At 57.8% G+C, this 21937-nt stretch carries 21 protein-coding genes; 13 read left to right on the forward strand and 8 right to left on the reverse strand.

The window, feature by feature from the left end; translation table 11 throughout:
• Positions 1-15 precede the first annotated feature (15 nt).
• Entirely contained in the window at positions 16-1521 is a 1506-nt protein-coding gene (locus ACOZ42_RS13195) for a tripartite tricarboxylate transporter permease (RefSeq protein ID WP_336580150.1), read from the forward strand.
• A gap of 540 nt (positions 1522-2061) precedes the next feature.
• Here ACOZ42_RS13195 and ACOZ42_RS13200 read toward each other — a convergent pair.
• The 3 genes from ACOZ42_RS13200 to ACOZ42_RS13210 all read right to left on the reverse strand — a co-directional run bounded on the left by ACOZ42_RS13200 (position 2062) and on the right by ACOZ42_RS13210 (position 5969).
• Entirely contained in the window at positions 2062-3747 is a 1686-nt protein-coding gene (locus ACOZ42_RS13200; protein WP_039944120.1) for an ABC transporter permease, read from the reverse strand.
• A gap of 12 nt (positions 3748-3759) precedes the next feature.
• On the reverse strand, positions 3760-4845 hold the full coding sequence (locus ACOZ42_RS13205) for an ABC transporter ATP-binding protein (protein ID WP_426345243.1): 1086 nt from the start codon (positions 4843-4845) through the stop codon (positions 3760-3762).
• Between the two features lie 86 nt (positions 4846-4931).
• Positions 4932-5969, reverse strand: a complete 1038-nt coding sequence (locus ACOZ42_RS13210; protein ID WP_003805586.1) for an ABC transporter substrate-binding protein — start codon at positions 5967-5969, stop codon at positions 4932-4934.
• Positions 5970-6169: 200 nt separating this feature from the next.
• On the opposite strand from ACOZ42_RS13210, the gene ACOZ42_RS13215 reads away from it, so the two are divergent.
• Positions 6170-7117, forward strand: coding sequence for an NAD(P)-dependent oxidoreductase (locus ACOZ42_RS13215; protein ID WP_426345244.1), 948 nt, complete (start codon positions 6170-6172; stop codon positions 7115-7117).
• A gap of 18 nt (positions 7118-7135) precedes the next feature.
• Here ACOZ42_RS13215 and ACOZ42_RS13220 read toward each other — a convergent pair whose 3' ends face one another.
• Genes ACOZ42_RS13220 through ACOZ42_RS13230 form a run of 3 tightly spaced genes read right to left on the reverse strand, consistent with a single transcriptional unit; the run spans position 7136 to position 9892 of the window.
• Positions 7136-8662, reverse strand: a complete 1527-nt coding sequence (locus tag ACOZ42_RS13220) for a sensor histidine kinase (protein WP_003805588.1) — start codon at positions 8660-8662, stop codon at positions 7136-7138.
• Positions 8659-9345: a response regulator gene (locus ACOZ42_RS13225; protein WP_003805589.1), complete on the reverse strand. Its 687-nt coding sequence runs from the start codon at positions 9343-9345 to the stop codon at positions 8659-8661. The genes ACOZ42_RS13220 and ACOZ42_RS13225 overlap by 4 nt, the downstream gene beginning before the upstream one ends.
• On the reverse strand, positions 9326-9892 hold the full coding sequence (locus ACOZ42_RS13230; protein WP_003805590.1) for an RNA pyrophosphohydrolase: 567 nt from the start codon (positions 9890-9892) through the stop codon (positions 9326-9328). Before ACOZ42_RS13230 ends, ACOZ42_RS13225 begins: the two co-directional genes overlap by 20 nt.
• Before the next feature lie 64 nt (positions 9893-9956).
• On the opposite strand from ACOZ42_RS13230, the gene ACOZ42_RS13235 reads away from it, so the two are divergent.
• The 9 genes from ACOZ42_RS13235 (at position 9957) to ACOZ42_RS13275 (ending at position 18116) form a co-directional block, all read left to right on the forward strand.
• On the forward strand, positions 9957-11693 hold the full coding sequence (locus ACOZ42_RS13235) for a proline--tRNA ligase (protein ID WP_426345245.1): 1737 nt from the start codon (positions 9957-9959) through the stop codon (positions 11691-11693).
• 65 nt (positions 11694-11758) lie between these two features.
• A complete protein-coding gene (gene ybgC, locus ACOZ42_RS13240) occupies positions 11759-12184 on the forward strand; it encodes a tol-pal system-associated acyl-CoA thioesterase (protein WP_003805592.1) in 426 nt (141 codons plus the stop codon).
• A 2-nt stretch (positions 12185-12186) separates the two neighbouring features.
• Positions 12187-12861, forward strand: a complete 675-nt coding sequence (gene tolQ / locus ACOZ42_RS13245) for a protein TolQ (RefSeq protein ID WP_003805594.1) — start codon at positions 12187-12189, stop codon at positions 12859-12861.
• On the forward strand, positions 12861-13307 hold the full coding sequence (gene tolR, locus ACOZ42_RS13250) for a protein TolR (protein WP_003805597.1): 447 nt from the start codon (positions 12861-12863) through the stop codon (positions 13305-13307). The genes tolQ and tolR overlap by 1 nt, the downstream gene beginning before the upstream one ends.
• 50 nt (positions 13308-13357) lie before the next feature.
• Positions 13358-14452 (forward strand): cell envelope integrity protein TolA, encoded by a 1095-nt coding sequence (gene tolA, locus ACOZ42_RS13255; RefSeq protein WP_426345246.1) that lies wholly within the window; start codon positions 13358-13360, stop codon positions 14450-14452.
• 15 nt (positions 14453-14467) lie between these two features.
• Positions 14468-15778, forward strand: coding sequence for a Tol-Pal system beta propeller repeat protein TolB (gene tolB / locus ACOZ42_RS13260; protein WP_420839043.1), 1311 nt, complete (start codon positions 14468-14470; stop codon positions 15776-15778).
• Positions 15779-15812: 34 nt separating this feature from the next.
• Complete coding sequence (gene pal / locus ACOZ42_RS13265; protein WP_240209496.1) at positions 15813-16316, forward strand: peptidoglycan-associated lipoprotein Pal; 504 nt, start codon at positions 15813-15815, stop codon at positions 16314-16316.
• Positions 16317-16531: 215 nt separating this feature from the next.
• The gene (ybgF, locus tag ACOZ42_RS13270; RefSeq protein WP_003802286.1) at positions 16532-17221 is read left to right on the forward strand and encodes a tol-pal system protein YbgF; all 690 of its coding nucleotides are present in this window, start codon (positions 16532-16534) and stop codon (positions 17219-17221) included.
• Between the two features lie 88 nt (positions 17222-17309).
• Positions 17310-18116: an alpha/beta fold hydrolase gene (locus ACOZ42_RS13275; protein WP_426345247.1), complete on the forward strand. Its 807-nt coding sequence runs from the start codon at positions 17310-17312 to the stop codon at positions 18114-18116.
• A gap of 66 nt (positions 18117-18182) precedes the next feature.
• Here ACOZ42_RS13275 and ACOZ42_RS13280 read toward each other — a convergent pair whose 3' ends face one another.
• Entirely contained in the window at positions 18183-18674 is a 492-nt protein-coding gene (locus ACOZ42_RS13280; protein ID WP_426345248.1) for a copper chaperone PCu(A)C, read from the reverse strand.
• A 145-nt stretch (positions 18675-18819) separates the two neighbouring features.
• On the opposite strand from ACOZ42_RS13280, the gene ACOZ42_RS13285 reads away from it, so the two are divergent.
• Positions 18820-19257 carry a PaaI family thioesterase gene (locus tag ACOZ42_RS13285; RefSeq protein ID WP_426345249.1) on the forward strand — a complete coding sequence of 146 codons (438 nt, stop codon included), beginning with the start codon at positions 18820-18822 and terminating at the stop codon, positions 19255-19257.
• A 3-nt stretch (positions 19258-19260) separates the two neighbouring features.
• Positions 19261-20667 carry an MATE family efflux transporter gene (locus ACOZ42_RS13290; protein ID WP_219235061.1) on the forward strand — a complete coding sequence of 469 codons (1407 nt, stop codon included), beginning with the start codon at positions 19261-19263 and terminating at the stop codon, positions 20665-20667.
• A 187-nt stretch (positions 20668-20854) separates the two neighbouring features.
• On the opposite strand, the gene ACOZ42_RS13295 is transcribed toward ACOZ42_RS13290, so the two are convergent.
• Positions 20855-21934 (reverse strand): BMP family ABC transporter substrate-binding protein, encoded by a 1080-nt coding sequence (locus ACOZ42_RS13295; RefSeq protein WP_003802296.1) that lies wholly within the window; start codon positions 21932-21934, stop codon positions 20855-20857.
• Positions 21935-21937 lie beyond the last annotated feature (3 nt).

Raw genomic sequence — 21937 nt, forward strand, 5'->3', positions numbered from 1 at the left:
TGGGGGTGAACGGAAATGGAATTATTTGACAACCTGATGCTCGGTTTTTCGGTCGCGGTGACGCCCGAAAACCTGGCCTACGCATTGCTCGGCTGCGTGCTGGGCACCCTGATTGGTGTCTTGCCTGGCATCGGCCCTGTGCCAACGATTGCCATGCTGCTGCCCATCACTTATGTCCTGCCGCCCGTGGCTGGCCTGATCATGTTGGCCGGTATTTATTACGGGGCACAATATGGCGGGTCCACCACGGCCATTCTGGTTGCGCTGCCAGGAGAGACATCCGCCGTGGTCACCGTACTGGATGGCCACCAGATGGCGCGTAATGGCCGGGCCGGCGCGGCCTTGGCGATTGCGGCCCTGGGCTCGTTCTTTGCCGGTTGCGTGGCGACGGTGCTGCTGGCCGCTTTTGCTCCTCCCCTGGCCGAAGTGGCTTTCAAGTTCGGACCGGCAGAGTATTTCTCATTAATGGTCCTCGGCCTGGTAGGAGCGGTCGTACTGGCCTCCGGCTCCCTGCCCAAAGCCATCTGCATGATCCTGCTGGGCCTGCTGCTGGGCATGGTTGGTACCGATGTGAACTCCGGTGTAGCTCGTTACGACTTTGGTATTCCTGAGTTGCAAGACGGTATCGACTTTGCCGTGGTGGCCATGGGTGTGTTTGGTTTCTCAGAAATCATGAACAACCTGGAGCTGGGCGACCAACGTGTCGAAATCACGGGCAAGGTAGGCAGCCTGTACCCCAATAAACAAGAGTTCAAAGAGTGCTGGCCTGCCGTCATTCGCGGGACTGCGATGGGCTCGTGTCTGGGCATCTTGCCCGGTGGCGGTGCGGTTCTGTCCTCCTTTGCGTCCTACACGCTGGAGAAGAAAATTTCCAAAAACCCGGAGCGCTTTGGCAAGGGTCACCCTGCCGGTCTGGCCGGTCCCGAGTCGGCCAACAACGCCGCTGCTCAAACCTCCTTCATCCCGCTGCTCACACTGGGTATACCCGGTAACGCCGTGACGGCTCTGATGATTGGTGCAATGACCATTCACAACATTCAGCCTGGTCCGCAAGTGATGACCAGCCACCCTGAGCTGTTCTGGGGCCTGATCGCTTCCATGTGGATTGGCAACCTGATGCTGGTCATTCTGAACCTGCCTCTGGTTGGTCTGTGGGTGAAACTGCTCAAAGTGCCCTACCGTCTGTTGTTCCCTGCCATCCTGGTATTTTGTACGGTGGGGGTGTATTCGCTGAACTACAACGTGTTCGATATCCTGGTCACCGCCGCCTTCGGCTTTGTGGGCTATGTCTGGTCCAAGCTGCGCTGCGAGGGAGCCCCGTTGCTGCTGGGTCTGGTGCTGGGACCGATGATGGAGGAGAATTTCCGTCGCGCCCTGCTGCTGTCGCGCGGTGATTACACCACCTTCGTGACGCGTCCCCTGTCCCTGTCCCTGCTGGTTCTGGCGATCTTCCTGGTTATTGTGGTTGCCCTGCCATCCGTGAAGAAAAAACGCGAAGAAACCTTCGTGGAAGAAGACTAAACAACAGGCAATACCCGCTCTGTGTGAACACGTTTCCGTGCTCACACAGGGCAAGAAAAAAACCAAGGCCCGATTCCCTCTCTCCACGGAATCAGGCCTTTTTTCTTGCCCGTCAGCTTTTCTCCAAGGCGCCCAACAAGAGGGAAAAATATCTGGACCAGAGTGAGCCCGCCCTCTCGCCAAGGAACAAGGCAGGCGAGCTATCATGCCGCCGTCTGTCTTGCCGCAGCTCGTCGTCCCAGCCTGGGGCCGGAGAAGCAGCAAGGCTCGCGCCGAGCGCTCTGCCCGGCACTTGAGCAATCCAGCCCCCTTCAATTCGCTGCCAGACGAGCAACACCGCCTGCACGCGTGCACCGCTTAAGCGCACCGCGCAACAACATACCGAGGGCAGGCCGGAATCATCCAGAGACGCCAGACAACACCCCTCTCACAACAAGCATAGCGCCACAGAAAGACAAAAAAAGACTGCCTGGCTCCAAACAACAATGGCCTGAGTCCCTCTCGAAACCCAGGCCATTAGATAAACCACCCGCGTAAGGCTTACATGGTGCCTTGACGGCGCTTGTAGAAATTACCGATGTACATGGCCAACAGCACCAGCACGGTGGAGATCAAAATCATGATGATCCCCAACGCCGAGAGCTTGCCCCACAAACCGTCCTCGGCATAGCTCAGCACTTGCACAGCCAGCACTTCCGTGCCCGGGCGGGACAGCACCACCGATACCGTCAACTCACGGATAAACATGGTTGCCATCAAGATCCAGGCAGAGACCACGCCGGGAATCAGCAAAGGAATGATGATGCGACGCATGGTGGTCCAGGAGCTGGCTCCGGCCACGGCTGAAGACTCTTCCAGGTGCGCATGCACCTGTACAAAGGCGGCTGATAAAGGCCGGATACCGTAAGGCAGATAAGCGGCGATATATGCCAGCAGCAAGGCGGTCAGCGTGGCGTACAAGGGCGTCTGCACAAAGAACCACATAAAGCCAATACCGATCACAATTCCCGGAAAAGAAAACGACAGGAAGCTCAGGGTATCCAGCAGTGCTGCGGCTCGGGTTCGCAACTTGACCACCACGTAGGCCACAAAAAGCGACAGCAGCACACCCAGACTGGCGCCGACCACCGCCAGGAACAGACTGTTTTTCATCGCCACCTTGGAGATCGGGTCCTGAATGACATCAATCCAGTTCGCCCAGCTCATCAGGGAGAAGGCTCGCGCACTAGGCACCATGGAGTAAGGAATCATGGAGGTATAGAGCAGAACCGTCACTGGCAAAACCACCATCAGCAGGCTGATAATGCCCACAATGATGAACAGGGGGATTTTGGCGCGACGCAGCTCCAGTTGAGTCGGCTTGAAACCGCGACTGGAAATGGTCACATACTTGCTGCTTTCTGCCGTCATGTAGCGGTACAGCGCGATCAGGGCAATCGAGGCTGACAGCACGCTCATGCCCAAGGCAGCCGCCTTGCCGTAATCCGGCGCGAAGCCCGTCGAGATCATCTCGAACAGATAGGTCGCCAGCACATCTACCCGACCTGGCGTACCCAGCACTCGGGGCACCGCATAAGAAGCCAGAGCGCGCACAATCGCCAAAATGAAGGCAGCCATGATGGCTGGACGCAGAATCGGCAAGGTAATGCGCACCAGAGTACGCCACAGACCGCCCCCGAAGACGCGTGAGGATTCCTCCATGGACACGTCAAAAGAGGCCATGGCAGGGGCAATAATCAGATAGGCCACCGGCATGTTCAACAGGCCTTCGACCAGAATCATTCCCCACAACGAATAGATGTTCAGTGGCGCCTCCTGCAAGCCCAGTGTGTCTTGCAGGAACATATTGATCAAACCGTTGGACGGATTGAGCAACAGTGCCCAGCTTACCGAGAACAAGAGGTGCGGAATCATCATGGGCACGATGGACAGCACGGTGAACACCCCTTTCATGGGCATGTTGGTACGGGTGTTCAGATAAGCCAGAAAAACCGCCAACGCGGTAGAAAACAGCGAGGACCCCAGGACAAAGACCACCGTATTGAAGGTGACTTCCAGCAAGAAGGGATCGGTATAAGCGGCCACATACTTGGCCGTGGTGAAAGAACCAAAGGCGGTCAGCCCCTGAGAGAAACTGCCCAGCAGCAACATCAGAACCGGACACAACGTCAAAAAGCCGACAATGAGAATAAGCGACCAACTCAATGGTCTGCGCGTGTTATTCATGATGACCCGCCCTTATGCCGACAACAGCATGCAGTGTTCAGGGCGCAGGTTAAAGCGCACGGTGTCGCCCTCCTTCACCTTGACATCCGGGTCGATGCATACCAGCAACTGTTCCTTGCCCACCCGAACCTCGGCCTCGTAGGACTCGCCTACAAACTCCAGCGCCTGAACCTGGCCATGGAACAAGTTTTGTCCCATCTCGCTGGACTGGCTGCTGACACGAATGAATTCAGGACGAATACACAGGGTGACGTCAGTGCCCACTAGCAAATCACGTTTCTTGCAATGCAGTTGCCCCAGCTCGCATCCCACGATAGTGGCATCAACGCGCTGCTCCAGCACCTTGGCACTGATCTGATTGGCTCGACCAATAAAGTCCGCCACAAACCGGTGGTCGGCATCGAAGTAGATTTTTTCTGGCGTACCGATTTCCAGAATCTTGCCGCCACGCATCACCGCAATGGAGTTGGACAAGGCCAGGGCCTCTACACGGTCGTGCGTCACATACACAGCCGTAATGTCCAGACGGCTCAGGAACTCGCGCAGTTCCTTGCGCGTTTCTTCACGCAGCTTGGCATCCAGGTTACTGAGCGGCTCGTCAAACAGAATGACTTTAGGCTCGGCCACCAAGGCTCGCGCCAGGGCCACGCGCTGTTGCTGCCCGCCCGACAGCCGCGTGGCGGAACGCTGGTCCACCCCTTCCAGCTGCACAAACTTCAGGATATTCGCCACTTTTTCCCGAATCACCTCTTTGCGTTCGCCACGCACTTGCAGCGGATAAGCAATATTGTCGAACACCGTCATGTGGGGCCAGATGGCATAAGTCTGGAACACCATGCCCAGACCGCGCTTTTCCACCGGTACAGCAATATTTTTGGCGCTGGACCAGACGATCTCGTCGCCAATGCGGATTTCACCCTCGTCGGGTGTTTCCAGGCCGACAATGCACCGTAGCAGCGTGGTTTTACCGCAGCCGCTCGGTCCTAACAGTGTGAAAAACTCATTAGCGGGAATCGTCAGGTTGATATTGTCCAAAGCTTTGAAGGTTTTGCCCTCTGAGACATAGGTCTTGCTCAGGCCGGTAATTTCAATTTGCATAATGAGTCAATGTTTTCTATAAAAATGAGGCGAGGCGCCGAGGCGCCCCGTTTTTTCTGATGAATCAGTCGTTCTCGTGCTGTCGATTAGCGAACGGCAAAGATGCGGCTGAATTCGCGGCCCCAACGGACCAGTTCTTCGTCACTCAGGTCGCGAATCGGCTCGACCTTGGCTTTATCAATACCCGCTACCGGCGGATGCACCCCAGGAGCCAGCACGTACTCACCGACCTTGTTGGCCAAAATACCCATGGCTTCATTGCCCAGCCAGAAATCCAGGAAAACGCGGGCGGCATCAGGATGCGGTGCGTTCTTGGTCAAGGCGATAGCACGGGGCGAACCCAACAGAGGTTGACCCGACATGGGGCCCCAGGCCAAGGGCGCTGGTGATTTGGTCACGATGTACTTGGGCATGGAAATGGCGACCAACTTCTCACCACTTTCAATCGGCGCAGGCGTAGGCCCAAATGAGGCCACGAACATGGGCTTGTTGGCCGCCAGGCCTTTGAGAAAGTCCAGCCATTGCTCTTCGCTGCTAAACACCTTTTCTTTCAAGCCAATCAGCCAGCCAATCGTGGAGGGGTGATTGGAGGGGTTAGCCATCACAATCTTGTCTTTCCATTTGGGATCGGCCAGATCTTCGTAGCGCTGCGGAGCGTCCTCGGCTTTGAGGTGGTCCGTATTATAGATATAAGACACATATTCGATGCCAAACTGGATAATCGAATCGTCTTGGATTGCCCATTCGGGATAGCCTTGTACGGCTTCGGACTGATGCGGGATCAGCACGCCCTGCTCTTTGAGCAGTTGCAGCATGGGCAGGGGAGCCTGGACCACGTCGGCCATCAGCTTGCCAGCGTTGAACTCGGTCAGAATCGTGGGAATGAATTTGGAACTGGCAATACGGGTGTACTTGCCTTCAATGCCCTGCGACTGCTGCAGCGCCTTCATGATGGGCTCTACCGCCGTGATATTGGCGTAAAAAACAGCTTCGCCCTGGGCCTTCGCTTTTTCCAGGACGGCGGCGTCTGCCGCCCACGCCGCCCATGGCAAAGAGGTACCCATAGACGCCAGTCCAGTAGCACCAGCCAGCTTCAAGAAACGACGACGATCGAAAGTGGTCATAAGGTTCACATTCCGGTTAATTAGCTAGGAAATAATGTGGGCCCATCATAATTCAGAAAGGCTAATCCCATTTATTACAGATCTATGACTGGTTTAGAACATGAGGGGGCTGACGGCGTCAAGCGCCAAACGCGTTGCCGGGTATTTGCCGGTACAACGATCTGGTCCGAAAAGCTGCGTTAAGCTCTCCGTCTGACAGAATGATTCTTAAGGAGATCGACACGGTGAGTTACGCCATTGAAGCTAAACACTATGACAGCGTCACCCCGCAAAAAGTGACTTTCATCGGTCTGGGTGTCATGGGTTACCCGATGGCGGGACATCTGGCCCAAGCGGGACATCAGGTGACGGTGTACAACCGCAATCAGGCCAGGGCGCAACAGTGGAGCACGCAGTTCCAGCAAGAATGGGCCTGCACCCCTGCACAGGCAGCAGCTCAAGCGCAGGTGGTGATGGCCTGCGTGGGCAACGACGATGACTTGCGCGCTGTCTTTCTGGGCCCCGATGGTGCGCTGGCCGGCATGAAAGCAGGCAGTCTGTTCATAGACCACACGACGGCCTCCGCCCAGGTGGCCCGGGAACTAAGCGCGATAGCCGCCGACCAGCATGTCTCGTTTATCGATGCCCCTATTTCGGGCGGGCAGGCGGGCGCTCAAAAAGGCATGCTCAGTATCATGTGTGGTGGGCAGGAAAAGGATATGGAGCGAGCCCGCCCCTTGATGATGAGCTACGCCCAGGCCTGCACCCTGATGGGGCCTACAGGCTCGGGACAGTTGTGCAAGATGGTGAACCAGATTGCGGTGGTCGGCCTGCTGCAAGGACTGGCCGAAGCCATGGCGTTTGGTGAACAGGCCGGGCTGGATATGGAACGGGCGCTGTCCGTCCTGAGCAAGGGCGCCGCCCGGAGCTGGCAAATGGACACCAAGGGACCAACCATGCTGGCCCGAGACTTCCAACCCGGCTTTACCGTGAACTGGATGTTGAAGGACCTGGACCTGGTTGCGCAGGAGGCGCTGCGCAATGGGGCCCAGTTGCCTGCTACCCGATTGATTCAGGAGCAGTTTGCCAAGATTGCAGCACAAGGCCATCAGAATCTGGACATTTCGGCCCTGTTCACTTTGCTGGCCCACTCTCGTGATGCGGGGTAATCCTGCGCTTTAGGGAAATCAAGTGCTTGATCCTGACGCAGGGGAGTTCGGTGGCAGCAAAGGCAGACGAAGTGTTGCCTTCAACCCATAGCCGCCCATATCGTTGGGCTCGCCATCGGTCAGCACAATCGTACCGCCATTGCGCTCGGCATAGGCAAGCGCAATGGCCAGCCCCAGGCCGGAACCTGAGCCGCGCCCACCCTTGCGTGCCGGGCCGCCCCGATCAAAGCGAACAAACACGCTTTCACGCAGGCTGGCGGCCAAGCCCATGCCATTGTCAGTCACACTGATCCACGCCAGTTTGTCGTCATGTCCGGCTGATACGGTAATGGCGCTGCCACTGCCGGCATGATTGATGGCGTTATGAATCAGATTGGAGACGGATTCATGAATCTCAGCATCGCTGGCATAGACCCACAACGGCGCCTGTTCGCCTTCCTCACCCGGCCCGATCCACCCCAGATCCTGACGGTGCTCGCGCGCCAGAGGCAGATATTGCAGCACCACTTCACGCCCCAGGCTGGCCAGATCAACCGGCCCCTGGCTCATGCTGGTCGTGTGGCTGGCATGAGCCAGAGCCAATAATTGCTCGGTAAGACGAGTGGCCTGCCCCAGCTGTTTGATAATCGCCCCCAAGGACTCACGCACTCGTTCGATGTCCGGTTCACGGCGGGCATACTGCGCCTGGGTATGAATAATCGCCAGGGGAGTGCGTAACTGGTGTGAGGCGTCCGCCAGAAACTGGGCCTGCCTATCCAACACGGAACGGTACAACTCGATATGGTGATTGACCGAGCGGACCAAAGGAACAACCTCTCGCGGCACGTCTCGCTCATCCAGAGGCTGCAAATCGTCCACACTGCGATTGCGCACCTCCTGACGCAGAGCCTGTAAGGGGCGCAGGGCCCAGGCTACCGCGAACCACACCAGCAGCACGGCAAACAGCAACATGCGCAGATTGCGGAAAATGCCCTCTCGCCAGGCCTCCTGCTGGGTACGCAAACGCAAATCCATGCTCTCGCCCACCATCACCAGCACTTGCCGGTGTTGGCCCTTATAGTGCAAGTCGCGCCACAAGGCCACCATACGCACGGTGTCATTACGAAAGTAGGAATCGTAGAAAACAGGCACACCTTCGTGATCGGCCAGATACGATGGCCGGGGCAAGCCCTCCATCCCCAGCAAGGTACGCCCTTTTAACTGCGTGGCATCCGCGCCACCCAGATTACGCACCAGGGGAATCACTTCCTCCACCCGAAAGTATTTACGATTGCCCGGCCGGGACTCCAGCATGACCTGGGCATAAAAAGGCGGGTCAATGCGCAAACTGCCATCCGCATTAAATTCCACGCTGGTCTCAAGGACCTTGGCCGGCTCCAGCAAGGCGCTGTCGTAGACGTTTTCCGTGACGGCGTTCATGGCCCGATAATCTTCCCAGCTGTCGTACAACAACAGGGCCACCACCCCTGGTATGAGCAATACCAGCAGCCAAAAGCGCAAACTGCCTTGCCAGACAGTGGCGGGGGGCGAGGAAGGGGCCGTCATGAAACGCCGGATTCCGCCTCAAGCACTTCCAGCATATAGCCCAGGCCGCGCACGGTGACAATATGCACATCGCTATTGGCCAGCTTCTTGCGCAAGCGGTGCAGGACAACTTCGATGGCGTCCGGGCTGGCGTCGCTGTCATGCTCGAACACCCGGGCGAACAGCTGAGATTTCTCAACCGGCATGCCCGAGCGGCTGATCAGCACCAGCAAGGCCGCGTGTTCACGCGGCGTCAAATGCACAATGGCGTTGTCCAGCAGGAAGGCCCGACTTTCCGGGTTGTATTCCAGCGAACCGCAACTGAGCACCGGAGCCACGCGCCCCCGGCTGCGTCGCACCAAAGCGGCCAGCCGGGCTTCAAGCTCTTCCAGGGCAAAGGGCTTGGTAAGAAAATCGTCTGCGCCCAGATTCAGGCCGCGGACACGGTCCTGCAAGGCGCCCTGAGCGGTCAGGATCAACACAGGCGTGTGATCGCCGCGCTCGCGCATCTCGCGCAATAGCACCAAGCCATGTTTATCAGGCAGGCGCAAGTCCATGACCACGGCATCGTAGTCATGGGCGGCCAACAGTACTTCTGCCGAGCGGGCATCGTGAGCGGGATCGGGCAAAAAACCACTTTGCGCCAAGGCCCGCTCCAGCCATGCGGCCATTTCCCGCTCATCTTCAACCAATAATATGCGCATGATCCCTGCTATCTACGGTATCGGCATCCACTGCGCTTTGTGGGCGCTGACGTAAATAACGATTCTCCTGACGCCGACGGAACAAAATATCCGACAGCTCGTTCAGCGCTTGCTGATAGACTTCCCGCTTGAACTCAATGACTGAATCAAGTGGCACCCAATACTGACTCCAACGCCATGCATCAAACTCCGGCGTCGAAGAGGAACGCAGGCAGACATCACTGTCTCGCCCGACCAGCCGCAACAAGAACCAGATTTGTTTCTGGCCCTTGTAGTGGCCACGCGCCTCCCGACGTACAAAATGATTGGGCACGTTGTAGCGAAGCCAATCTCGCGTCCGGCCTAATATACGGATATGCTCAGGCAGCAAGCCCACTTCTTCGTGCAGTTCGCGGTACATCGCCTGTACGGGTGTTTCACCGTATTTGATACCGCCTTGCGGGAACTGCCAGGCATGTTCCCGAATACGCTTGCCCCAAAAAACCTCGTTCTTGCGATTAACGAGGATAATTCCGACATTAGGACGGTAGCCTTCACGATCTAACATAGGCCACCTCTAACGAATTCAATACAATTAGATCTGATTATACGTACCTGACGAGTTCCCTACCATGCATGCTAGCCAGTATCACATTAATACCCTGAAAGAAGCGCCTACCGAGGCCGAAGTTGCCAGCCACCAGCTCATGACGCGCGCCGGCATGATCCGCAAAGCGGCCGGCGGCATCTACACCTATATGCCCATGGGCCTGCGCGTCTTGCGCAAGATTGAAAACATCATCCGTCAGGAAATGGACCGCTCCGGCGCCATTGAGCTGCTGATGCCTGTGGTCCAGCCTGCCGAGCTCTGGGTAGAGTCGGGCCGATGGGAGAAATATGGTGACGAACTGCTGCGCATCAAGGATCGTCATCAGCGCGATTTCGTGCTGCAGCCCACCTCCGAAGAAGTCATCACCGACATTGCGCGCAACGAGATTCACAGCTGGCGCCAGTTGCCCGTCAATTTCTACCACATTCAAACCAAGTTCCGTGACGAGCGTCGTCCCCGCTTTGGCTTGATGCGCGGCCGCGAATTCACCATGAAGGACGCCTACTCCTTTGACCGCAACGCCGAGGACGCGCAGGCCAGCTACGACAATATGTACGCAACCTACATGCGCATTTTCGGTCGTCTGGGCCTGAATTTCCGTGCTGTGGCCGCTGACACGGGCTCCATTGGCGGCTCGCGCAGCCATGAATTCCAGGTTATTGCTGACACGGGCGAGGACTTGCTGGTCTACAACCCCGACACGGACTACGCTGCCAATATCGAACTGGCCCCTGCTCCTTGCCTGCTGGCCGAACGCGCCGCACCTGGACAGGCGCTGGTCAAGACAGCCACCCCCGACGCACCCAAATGCGAGCTGGTTGCCCAGCAACTGGGGCTGGATCTGACCGCCACCGTCAAGTCCGTGGTGCTGGCCACAGAGGTCGAAGAAGACGGACAGACCAAAACAACAGTCCACCTGCTGCTGGTTCGCGGCGACCATGAAGTCAACGATATCAAGGTCTCCAAGCTGGCTGGCTTTGAAAAAGGCCACCGTCTGGCAACGGAAGAGGAAATTGTGTCCACTTTTGGCTGCAAGCCTGGCTATCTGGGCCCCATCGGCACGCGCCAGCCTGTGCAAGTGATCGCCGACCTGACCGTCGCCAACATGAGCGACTTTGTGTGTGGCGCTAACGAAGAAGGCTTTCACTACACGGGTGTGAACTGGGGACGCGATCTGCCCGAACCCATCACGGCGGACCTGCGCAACGTGGTGCACGGCGACCCTGCCCCCGAAGGCGGCAAGCTGGCCATCCAGCGCGGTATCGAAGTGGGCCACGTTTTCTTCCTGGGTGATGTGTACTCCAAGAAGCTGAACGCCACCTTTTTGGAAACGGATGGTAAACCGGCTGTCATGCAAATGGGCTGTTATGGCATTGGCGTCAGCCGCATTGCCGCCGCTGCCATCGAGCAAAACCATGATGAACGCGGCATGATCTGGCCTCGCGCCCTGGCCCCCTTTGAAGTGGTGATCTGCCCGATTGGCTTTACCAAGAGCGATGCCGTGCGCCAGACTGCTACCGACCTGTACAAGCAGCTCAAGGAACAGGGCGTGGATGTCATTCTGGACGACCGCGATGCCCGCCCCGGCATCATGTTTGCCGACTGGGAGCTGATTGGCGTGCCCTTGCGCATTACCATCGGCGAGCGGGGCCTGAAAGAAGGCGTGGTTGAAATGCAGGCACGCCGTGACGCCAGCAGCACCCACGTCCCGGTCGAGCAGATTGCTCAGGTCAGCGTGGAGCGTCTGGCAACACTGTAAGGACTTCCAGCAGGGCAGGCACGCAGCCTGCCCTGCCCGTCAACATAAATTCTTTTACGAACGACATGCTTAATGACAAGTGGGACACCCAGGCTCGGCTTGATATTCGCGTATATTACGAGGACACCGATGCCGGCGGGATTGTGTATTACGCCAATTACCTGAAGTTCTTCGAGCGTGCGCGCACGGAGTGGCTCAGAAACCTGGGAGTAAACCAATCGGATGTGGCCGAGCAGAATCAACGCCTGTTCGTAGTCAAGAAGGTTGAAATACAATATCTCAAACCTGCCCGGCTCGATGATTTGATCTCGGTGCGCAGCCGCATTACCCAGCTGGGTTCGGCTACCATCCATTTCGAACAAGGTGCCCTGCGAGGTGGGGAACTGTTATGCCAAAGCACCATCCAAATTGTTTGCGTTGACGCCAACACGCTTCGTCCAAGCAAGCTGGACTCTGATTTACGTACCCTCTTGGAAAAGGTTCAGGACTGACCATGCAAGCTACTAGCGACCTGTCGCTGATTTCGCTACTTCTCGATGCCAGTATTCCCGTTCAGCTTGTCATGCTGATCCTGCTGGGAATTTCGATTCTCTCGTGGGCCTATATTTTCAGCAAAAGGGCTGCACTTAAACGCACGCTGGAACAGACCCGCCGTTTCGAGGACGACTTCTGGGCCGGTGGCGATCTGGCCGTGCTTCAGCAATCCATTTCCTCGCGACGTGCCGAACATGGCGCCCTGGCTCGTATTTTTGAAGCCGGCATGACCGAATTCATCAAGGCGCGTCGCAGCCACAGCTCAGGCCCGGCGCTGCTGGACGGACCACGTCGTGCCATGCGCGCCAGCTACCAGCGCGAAATGGATACGCTGGAGACACACCTTAACTTTCTGGCCTCTGCCGGCTCGGTCAGCCCCTACATTGGCTTGCTGGGCACCGTCTGGGGGATCATGCACGCTTTTATCGGCCTGTCGGGCATGCAGCAGGCCACGCTGGCCTCGGTGGCACCCGGTATTGCCGAAGCGCTGATCGCCACAGCGATTGGCCTGTTTGCTGCCATCCCTGCCGTGGTGGCCTACAACCGCTTTACCAATGAGCTCGATCGTATCTCGATCCGCTTTGACAGCTTTATCGACGAATTCCTGAACATCTTGCAGCGGCAGGTGAACTGATGCCATCGATGCGTGGAAGCACCGGCCGTCATGGCCGGCGCATGAAAAACGAAATCAACGTCGTCCCTTATATCGACGTGATGCTGGTGCTGCTGGTGATCTTCATGGTTACCGCTCCCATGATTACCCCCGGCCTGGTAGAGCTACCCTCGGTTGGCCAAGCCTCCGAAGTGCCTGCCAAACCCGTGGAGATTCAGGTTGATAAGGACGGCAAGCTGGCCATACGCTTGCGCGATGCGGGCTCCGAGTTCATGAACATCGAAAAGTCCACATTGCTCAGTGAAGTGCGCTCGCGCATGCAAGCCGACAGCCCGGTTGTCATTGCCGCCGACGGCAAGGTTCCCTACGAGACCGTCATGGGCTTGATGGATGAACTGCGCTCCAATGGCATCAACCGCCTGGGTCTGATCGTCGATCGCAACAGCGATCCTGACGCTCGCAAATAATCTCTGGCCGGATAGCGTGTTCGCCATCCGGCGCGAAAAACCTGAACTGAATGAAGCACAGAACACGCAATACCCGCAATCAGGCGCTGCGCTCGCCTGAGCAAAAGGAAGATCGGCGCGGCCTGCTCATCGCCCTGGGTCTGCACGGGCTGTTGCTGCTCGCCATTTTTGCCGGCGCCTTTTTTTCTGCGCCCAAAACACCCAATGCGGTCCAGGTCGAATTGTGGATGGACGGTGTTGCGCCTGATGCAGCCGTCAATGCCGACCCGCAAGCTCCTGAGGCCGAAGCCGAGCTGCAGCCCGAACCCGAGCCTGAGCCAGCGCCTGAACCCAAGCCCGAGCCAATACCCGAGCCGCCTCCGGCGCCCAAACTACCTCCCGAGCCTGCCAAGGTCACTCCTCCAGCCGAACCCGAAGTAGATCCTGAGATCGCTTTGGAACAGGCTCGCAAGGAGCGCGAGAAAAAAGAGCGTGAGGAAAAACTGGAGCAGGAGCGACAGGAAAAGCAACGCCAGGAAAAGCTGGCAGCGGAACGTCGTGAGCGCGAGCAGAAGGAAAAGCAGGAGCAGGAACGCAAGGAAAAAGCGGAAGCTGAGGCCAAAGCCAAGGCTGAGGCCGAGCGCAAGGCCAAAGCAGAAGCCGAGCGTAAAGCCAAAGCAGAAGCCGAGGCCAAGGCCAAGGCAGACGCTGAAGCCAAAGCCAAAGCCGAGGCTGAACGCAAGGCCCGTGCGCAGGCTGCTGCCAAAGCCAAGGCAGATGCTGAACGCAAGGCCAAGGAAGAAGCCTTCCGTCGCGCCATGCGCGAAGGCGCTCCTGGCCGCCCCGGTGGTACCGCAGACCGCAATCAGGCCGGTGGCGGCGGTGGTGATGGTGGCTACGCTGCCAAGGTGCGCGCCTGCGTGCAGCCCGGCGTGGTCTACAGCACCCCGCCCCGCTCTGAAGTACGCGGCAACCCCGCACTGCTGTATCGCGTGGACCTGAACGCCGATGGCACGCCCAATCGCGTTCAAATCAAACGATCGTCCGGCATCGCGCAGTTCGATGATGCCGTATCCAAGGGTCTTGCCCGTTGCAGCCCTTTCCCCAAACCGCCTAGCGGGCAGTATCCATCGTATATTGATGGCGAATACCGCATGTTCGATTAATCAGGAGATTGCATAATGACCGCCGCTACCCCTGCCCTGGCGACCTTAGGTCGTCATTGGCGCGCCACGGCCACCGGAGCGTTTGCCCTGGCTGCTGGCATGTTCGCCAGCCAACCGGCCCAGGCCCAACTGCGGGTTGATATATCGGGTGTGGGTGCTACCCAGTACCCCATCGCGATCGCCGATTTTGCTGACAACCCTGCCAGCCAATCCGTGGCCGAAGTGATCCGCGCCGACCTGACTCGTTCGGGTCAATTCCAATTGATCAATGCCACCGGTGCTGCCTTGAATGCGGAAAGCACCATTGCTTACGACGAGTGGCGCAATCGTGGTGCCGACTATCTGGCCTATGGCTCGGTCACTCAAGCCGGCGGCCAATATTCCGTCAGCTATCGCCTGGTGGATTCGGTCCGCCAGACCCAGCTCGATGGTGTGGCGTTTGCGGGCAGCGAGAAAGAACTGCGCCGCATTTCCCATCAAATTGCAGACCGGATCTATGAAAAAATTACGGGCGTACGGGGCGTTTTTTCGACCCGCCTCGCCTATGTGTTGCAAACAGGCAACAATTACGAGTTACAAATTGCTGACGCTGACGGCCAAAATCCGCAGGTAATGTTGCGTTCTCGACACTCAATCATCTCTCCCGCCTGGTCTCCAGACGGGAAAAAACTGGCTTATGTGAGCTTCGAAAACGACAAACCTGTTGTATATGTGCAAACCTTGGCCACCGGTCATCGTGAGCCACTGGCTAATTTCAAGGGGAATAACAGTAGCCCTGCCTGGTCGCCAAACGGCAATCAGCTTGCTGTTGTGCTCTCCAGAGACGGTATTTCGCAGATTTACACGATAAATGCAGACGGTTCGGGCCTGCGTCGCGTGATGCGTTCACCTCTGATCGATACTGAACCGAGTTTTATGCCCGATGGCAACTCCCTTGTATTTGTGAGCGATCGTGGTGGCGCTCCGAACATTTACAAAGTGAGTCTGGGTGGTGACGATGCGCAACGCATAACCTTCAACGGGAGTTACAATATTTCACCGGAGGTCTCTGCAGACGGTACTAGGCTTGTATACGTCACACGCAGAAACGGTGCTTTCCGAATTGCCATTCAAGATATGGCATCAGGAGCAGAGCAACTGCTGACGACAGGTCCCGACGATCAGTCTCCGAGTTTCGCCCCTAATGGGATGCAGATCTTATATAGTTCTGTTCAGGGGGGCCGCAGTGTCCTAGCTGTGACATCCGTGGACGGTCGCGTTCGTCAGACCCTCTCGTCTTTGAATGGCAAAGTACGCGAACCCACCTGGGGACCATTTACCAACTGACATCCTGTGTGACTCTTTTTCAAAAGGAATTCAAATGAGCTCGCGCATTCTTAAAAGTCTTTCCCTCGCCGTTATGGCTGCTGCCCTTGCTGCTTGCAGCTCGGTTCCTCTGGATCAATCTGGCTCCGGTTCAACCGGCGGTACTGGATCGGACTCTGCCAGCGCAGGCCAGATCATGGACCCATTCAACCCTCAAAGCCCACTGGCACAACAGCGCTCGGTGTACTTTGATTACGACAGCTACGTCGTTAACGAGCAGTACCGTAGCCTGGTGGAAATGCACGCTTCGTACCTGAGCAGCCATCCTCAGCAAACCGTGCGCATCGAAGGTAATACCGACGCGCGTGGCGGTGCCGAGTACAACTTGGCTCTGGGACAGCGTCGTTCCGACGCCGTTGCACGCATGCTGGGTCTGCTGGGCGTGAGCAACAGCCAGATCGAAGCAGTGAGCTTTGGTAAAGAGCGTCCAAAAGCCTTGGGTAACACCGAAGCTGATTACGCTGAAAACCGTCGCGCAGACATCGTTTACCAACGATAATCTCTGCATCGACCAAGTGGTTCCGACGCCGTGGCGGTAGTTAACGCCGCGGCGTTTTTTATCGGCAGCATGCCCGAGCCACTGAAAATTCGTTATGCTGGACACCGGGCTCGCCAGGCCGGCGCAAAGCCCCAGGATGACAGCCCCCACAGTGGGGAGCCCTGCAGGCAGGGAGCCTGCGCACTGCGGATGCACATTTTTTAACGGACTTCACTATGCACGCTTATAAAAAGCCCTTTCGTCTCGCTACCGTCGCTCTGCTGGCGACGGCCGCCCTGTTTGCCAGCCTGCCGGCCAAGGCCTTTGCCGATGACGAGGCCCGACGCGCCATTTTGGAGCTGCGGCAGCAAATTCGTCAGATGAACGAGCAAAACACCCAGGCTCGTCTGCAATTGGCCGATCAAATTGATATGCTGCGCTCCGAGGTAGTGACTCTGCGCGGTCAGGTCGAGAAACTGAGCTGGCAAGCCAGCACCCAGGGTCAGAACACTACTGCCGCTCCGGGCCCCCAAAGCCCGCAAGCCGCTGACCCACAAGAACAAGCCGTATTCGATAGCGCCATGGATGCCTACCGGGCAGGTCAATACAAACCTGCCGCGGATGCCTTTGCCAGCTTTCTCGCCGCCTACCCCACCAGCGTTCTGGCAGACGAGGTTCGCTTTTACGAAGGCAGCAGCCTGTACGCCATCAAGAGCTTTAAAACCTCCATCCAGAAGCTGCAGGCTTTTGTGAAGGCTTCGCCCCAAAGCCCCCGCGCTGCCGATGCTCTGATGGTCACGGCCTCCAGTCAGATTGAGCTGAACGACCTGAGCGGCGCCAAGACCACGTTACAGCGCATTGTGAAAGACTATCCACAATCGGAAGCAGCCGAGACGGCCCGCAGCCGCCTGAAGCTGCTGGAATAGTCCTCCCAGCGCGTAAAGCCATACGGACCGGGTTCAGACCCGGTCTGTTTTTTCAGGCATTAGCCCTGCCTGCTAACGATTGCTTGCCATGACAGACCCTTTTGCCGATTTCTCCACGCTTGAACTGACCGTCCAAGGCTATCGCCACACTTTCGTCGATCAGGGCCAGGGTGCGCCCGTTTTGCTCATTCACGGTTCCCTGTGCGATTGGCGCTACTGGCGCTGGCAGATTCCCGCTTTTGCCGCTCAGCGCCGGGTTCTGGCTCCCAGTCTGCGCTCTTATTGGCCGGGTGTGCCCAGCCCCGGCAACTTCAGCACGGCGCGACACGCACAGGACCTGCAGGCCCTGCTGGATCAGCATATTCCTGATGAGAAAGTGCATATCGTGGGGCACTCTCGCGGGGGGCATGTAGCCCTGCTGCTGGCTCAAAGGATGCCCGAGCAAGTGGCCAGCCTGACCTTGGCCGACCCCGGCTTTCCGACTCCTGGTGCGTATTCGTACGCTCCCTTGTTCCAGCAGGTGGCCAAACGCCTGGAACAGGGCGACCGTGATGGCGCCATGGCTCTGTTTGTGGATACGGTTAATGGCTCAGGGACATGGAAGCAAATGACGCGCTGGTTCCGCGAGATGATTCAGGACAACGCCCACACCATGCTGGATCAGCAGCAAGAGCCCCATCAAGGTCCGGAACTGGAATGGCTCAAGCAGCTGGATGCGCCCCTGAGCTTCATCACGGGCGAAAATAGCCCCACGCGCTACCACCATTGCATGGACATCATTCGTCAGCACCGACGCGAAGACCAGATGCACCGCATCCCGCTGGCCGCCCACGGCATGAATCTGGCTAATCCCAAAGCCTTCAACCAAGCGGTGCTGGACGCGCTGCAGGCCTGAAGCCCAATGGAAAACTGGCCGCATGCCGCGACCAGCTCCCTGTCTCCAGGCAAACGTTCAATGCGTTTAATACTCCTGTGTCTTGGCAGGACGCAACTCGCACTCGGCCTGAACCTGAGTATCGTCCGACAAATGCAAACTCAAGATGATGTGCTCGCCCAAGGCCAAATCCTCTTTGGCCTGACCCAGCATCACATGGAAAGCCCCCGGCTTCAGGCTCACTGTTCCGCCCGCCGGGATCTGCACCTCGGAGACATGAGACATGCGCGCCATGCCCTGGTTCTCGCGAGTTTGATGCAGCATCACATGCCCAAAGGACAGTGAGCTGGCTCCTGTCACGGCGACGGACTGCTCACCCTTGTTCTCCAACTCCAGATAGGCGGCCGAAGGGGTGGGCTTGGGCAGCAGGCGCACCCAACATTGGCTGGCATGTACCTGAGTGCTTAAAGCGCGTACCGGCTCAGACTTGCCATGACCGTGCCCGTCGTGCCCTTGCGCCATCACCGTGCCGGTCGATGCCAGCAAACCCAAGGCCAGAACAACAATGCTGCGTTTCATGATGCTCCTCGCTTCTTTGTGATTGTTTAGAATTGGTCCTGCTCTATTGGCACAGGTGTCGAACTACCCCGATACGCAGGACGATCTGATACAGTACCAGCCAGTATGCCTTTCTTACAACGGCCCTCTTTTCAGTGACGACGTCATGACCCGCACACATTCTGCACCCGAGCCTAAAATCGATATTGTCCAGTTTCGTGATCTTCTAGAGCGTCTCCATCCTTTTGCCGCCGTTCTGGGAATTGATGTGGTGCATATTGGTCATGACAATGCCAGTTTGCGTTTGCCTGAGCGCAACGCCCACCAACGCATGGGAGGCATGGTGGCAGGCCCCATGCTGATGGGGCTGGCGGACCTGGCTTTGTATGCCGCTGTGGTGGGCGCGACCGGCAATCCAGATGCCGTTACCTCCAGCCTGACCATCAACTTCCTGCGCAAGGCCCCACCGGGCGACATTCTGGCTCATGCCCGAATTCATAAGACAGGCCGCACCTGTGCGGGCGATGTGCTGCTGGAGCCGGCCAACGGTGGCCCGGCAGTAGCCCAAGTGATCAGCACCTGGTCTTTGCCGCGCATCCAATAAACCATGCTTGCACAAACCCACACCCCCGGCCCGAGCCAGCTCTGGCTGGCGGAGTTGCAATCGTCCCTGCGTCTGGGCGGGCCATTGATTCTGACCAATCTGGCTCAGGTCAGTCTGTTGGCCACCAACCTGATCTACATGGGCCGACTGGGCCCCGATGAGCTGGCTGCCGGCTCCTTGTCGGCCAGTCTGTATCAAGCCTTCATGATTTTCAGCATGGGACTGGTATCCGCCGTGGTTCCCATGCTGGCAACCACGCTGGGGCGGCGGCTGCGTGATGTCCGAGAGTCGCAACAGATCATTCGTCACGGCTTTTTGACGGCCCTGCTCATCACCCTGCCCGCCTGGATGGTGCTGTGGAACGCCGAGCACATCCTGGTGATGATGGGCCAGGACCCTGTCGTGGCGGCACGCGCCGTATCCTATATGCACACCTTGCAATGGGCCCTGCTGCCTTATCTGGGATACATCGTGCTGCGCTCTTTTTTGGCGGCCATGGAAAAACCAGGATGGACCCTGGCGGTAGCGATTATCGCGATTGGCATCAATGCCCTGCTGGGCTGGCTGCTGGTATTTGGCAATCTGGGCCTGCCGGCCATGGGGCTGGCCGGGGCCGGACTGGCCACGACCGCATCGAGCATCTTCATGTTCGCGGCATTGAGCTGGATCGTGTTGCGTGACCCGCGCTTTCGACGCTACTACCTATTCAATGAGGCCTGGCAATGGAGCGCGAAACGGCTGTGGAAAATGTGGTCACTGGGCATCCCTATCGCCATTACCTTCACGCTGGAAACCCTGGTCTTTTACGCGGCCGTCATGATGATGGGGGTGCTGGGTCAATCCGATCTGGCCGCCCATGCGATTGCCATGCAGATCTGCTCCGTGTCCTACATGATTCCTTTGGGCTTTAGCCAGGTGGCCACCATACGTGTAGGACTGGCCGCCGGCCGGGTCGACCCCTTGGGCGCCCGTCGTGCTGGCTGGATTTCCTACATCCTGGGGGTGGGTTTTATGGGTCTGGCGGCCTTGGTGTTCTGGTTCGCCCCCCTGACCCTGATTGGCCTGTTCCTGGATCTGGATGTGGCCGAGAACCAGGCTGTTATTCAGCTAGCTATCACTTTTCTGGCACTGGCAGCGCTGTTCCAGATCAGTGATGGAGCCCAAGCCGTTGCGGCGGGGATGCTACGCGGTCTGCATGATACGCGCATACCCATGGTGCTGGCCTTGCTGGGCTATTGGGTTCTGGGTGTTCCTACAGGCTCTTTGCTGGCCTTTCAATTCAATATGGGCGGCGTGGGCATCTGGATCGGACTGGTCACCGGCCTGTCTGTTGTGGCAATACTGATGACACTGCGCTGGATGCGGGCTTCACGACGTCTGGGACGCAAGCGCCCTGCACAATCAGCCTAGCCTTGAGATCGTCACACCCTATCTAGCTCATTGGAAACAAGGCCTATAGCCACGCCACAACCCCAGCATGCCTGGCCACAACGTGAGCAAATGCCGACACGGCCGCCCCTAGCGGTATCCATAAACAAAGCCCCTTGGCGGAAAATCCGCCAAGGGGCTGTCGTGACGTTACAGTCGGCGATGCGAATTACTGCTTGGGCAGTTTGCTGGCCACGCCTTCCACGTAGTAATCCATGCGGTTCAACGCATCGTCATCCAGGAAACCGGATTCCAGACGCACTTTGCCGTCGTTGTCCTTGATAGGAGCAGCAAAAGGCTGCAGCGTGCCTGCCTCGATCTCGGCCTGCTTGGCCAGAACGAACTCTTTCACGTCAGCGGGCACTTCGGGACCAAAGCCTTCCAAAGCGGCCATGCCGGACTTCAGGCCACCCCAGGTGCTGTCATTCTGCCATTTACCATCCAGCACTTCCGTGGCTTTGCGCGTAAAGTAGTCGCCCCAGTGGTGAGTGACCGCAGCCAGTTGGGCTTTAGGACCGAACTTGCTCATATCAGAGTGGTAGGCAATCGCATACTTGCCGGCTTCCTCGGCCGCTTGTACGGTTGCCGTGGAGTCGGTGTGGTGCGTCACCACGTCCGCGCCCTGCCCCAGCAAAGTGACTGCTGCGTCGCGTTCTTTACCTGGGTCGTACCAGCTATTGGCCCATACCACGCGCACCTGTGCTTCCGGATTCACGCTCTTCAAGCCGATGGCGAAAGCATTAATACCCTGCAGCACTTCGGGAATGGGGTGAGCACCCACGTAACCGACCACATTGGATTTGGTCATCTTGCCAGCCAGCACGCCAGCCAGGTAACGGGACTCGTAAAAACGGGCATTGGTGGTTGCCACGTTAGGAGCTGTCTTGTAGCCAGTGGAGTGAACGAATTTCACATCCGGAAACTGCTTGGCCACTTTCTGCGTCTGGTTCATGTAGCCAAACGAGGTTGTGAAGATCAGCTTGTTGCCTTGCTGGGCCAGATCGCGAATCACACGCTCAGCGTCGGCACCTTCCGGCACGTTTTCCACATACTGAGTGACCACGCGGCCTTTCAGGGCCTCTTCCATTTGGCGACGGCCAATATCCTGCTGCCAGGTCCAACCGGCTTCACCGATAGGGCTGACATATACAAAACCGATTTTCAGGGGTTCTTGATCGTTTGCCTGAGCGGACACAGGCAAGGCGGCCAGGGGGGAAGCGATGGCAGCGGCCAAAAGAGCCTTGCGCATAAA

It is taken from the genome of Alcaligenes sp. HNGD-HTN06, assembly GCF_049932565.1.
Lineage (GTDB): Bacteria > Pseudomonadota > Gammaproteobacteria > Burkholderiales > Burkholderiaceae_B > Alcaligenes > Alcaligenes ammonioxydans.

Bases quoted from the DNA above. Each gene is read 5' to 3' on its own strand.
- ACOZ42_RS13195 (WP_336580150.1), top strand. From the start codon at position 16: ATGGAATTATTTGACAACCTGATGCTCGGTTTTTCGGTCGCGGTGACG.
- ACOZ42_RS13200 (WP_039944120.1), bottom strand. From the start codon at position 3,747: ATGAATAACACGCGCAGACCATTGAGTTGGTCGCTTATTCTCATTGTC.
- ACOZ42_RS13205 (WP_426345243.1), bottom strand. From the start codon at position 4,845: ATGCAAATTGAAATTACCGGCCTGAGCAAGACCTATGTCTCAGAGGGC.
- ACOZ42_RS13210 (WP_003805586.1), bottom strand. From the start codon at position 5,969: ATGACCACTTTCGATCGTCGTCGTTTCTTGAAGCTGGCTGGTGCTACT.
- ACOZ42_RS13215 (WP_426345244.1), top strand. From the start codon at position 6,170: ATGATTCTTAAGGAGATCGACACGGTGAGTTACGCCATTGAAGCTAAA.
- ACOZ42_RS13220 (WP_003805588.1), bottom strand. From the start codon at position 8,662: ATGACGGCCCCTTCCTCGCCCCCCGCCACTGTCTGGCAAGGCAGTTTG.
- ACOZ42_RS13225 (WP_003805589.1), bottom strand. From the start codon at position 9,345: ATGCGCATATTATTGGTTGAAGATGAGCGGGAAATGGCCGCATGGCTG.
- ACOZ42_RS13230 (WP_003805590.1), bottom strand. From the start codon at position 9,892: ATGTTAGATCGTGAAGGCTACCGTCCTAATGTCGGAATTATCCTCGTT.
- ACOZ42_RS13235 (WP_426345245.1), top strand. From the start codon at position 9,957: ATGCATGCTAGCCAGTATCACATTAATACCCTGAAAGAAGCGCCTACC.
- ybgC (WP_003805592.1), top strand. From the start codon at position 11,759: ATGCTTAATGACAAGTGGGACACCCAGGCTCGGCTTGATATTCGCGTA.
- tolQ (WP_003805594.1), top strand. From the start codon at position 12,187: ATGCAAGCTACTAGCGACCTGTCGCTGATTTCGCTACTTCTCGATGCC.
- tolR (WP_003805597.1), top strand. From the start codon at position 12,861: ATGCCATCGATGCGTGGAAGCACCGGCCGTCATGGCCGGCGCATGAAA.
- tolA (WP_426345246.1), top strand. From the start codon at position 13,358: ATGAAGCACAGAACACGCAATACCCGCAATCAGGCGCTGCGCTCGCCT.
- tolB (WP_420839043.1), top strand. From the start codon at position 14,468: ATGACCGCCGCTACCCCTGCCCTGGCGACCTTAGGTCGTCATTGGCGC.
- pal (WP_240209496.1), top strand. From the start codon at position 15,813: ATGAGCTCGCGCATTCTTAAAAGTCTTTCCCTCGCCGTTATGGCTGCT.
- ybgF (WP_003802286.1), top strand. From the start codon at position 16,532: ATGCACGCTTATAAAAAGCCCTTTCGTCTCGCTACCGTCGCTCTGCTG.
- ACOZ42_RS13275 (WP_426345247.1), top strand. From the start codon at position 17,310: ATGACAGACCCTTTTGCCGATTTCTCCACGCTTGAACTGACCGTCCAA.
- ACOZ42_RS13280 (WP_426345248.1), bottom strand. From the start codon at position 18,674: ATGAAACGCAGCATTGTTGTTCTGGCCTTGGGTTTGCTGGCATCGACC.
- ACOZ42_RS13285 (WP_426345249.1), top strand. From the start codon at position 18,820: ATGACCCGCACACATTCTGCACCCGAGCCTAAAATCGATATTGTCCAG.
- ACOZ42_RS13290 (WP_219235061.1), top strand. From the start codon at position 19,261: ATGCTTGCACAAACCCACACCCCCGGCCCGAGCCAGCTCTGGCTGGCG.
- ACOZ42_RS13295 (WP_003802296.1), bottom strand. From the start codon at position 21,934: ATGCGCAAGGCTCTTTTGGCCGCTGCCATCGCTTCCCCCCTGGCCGCC.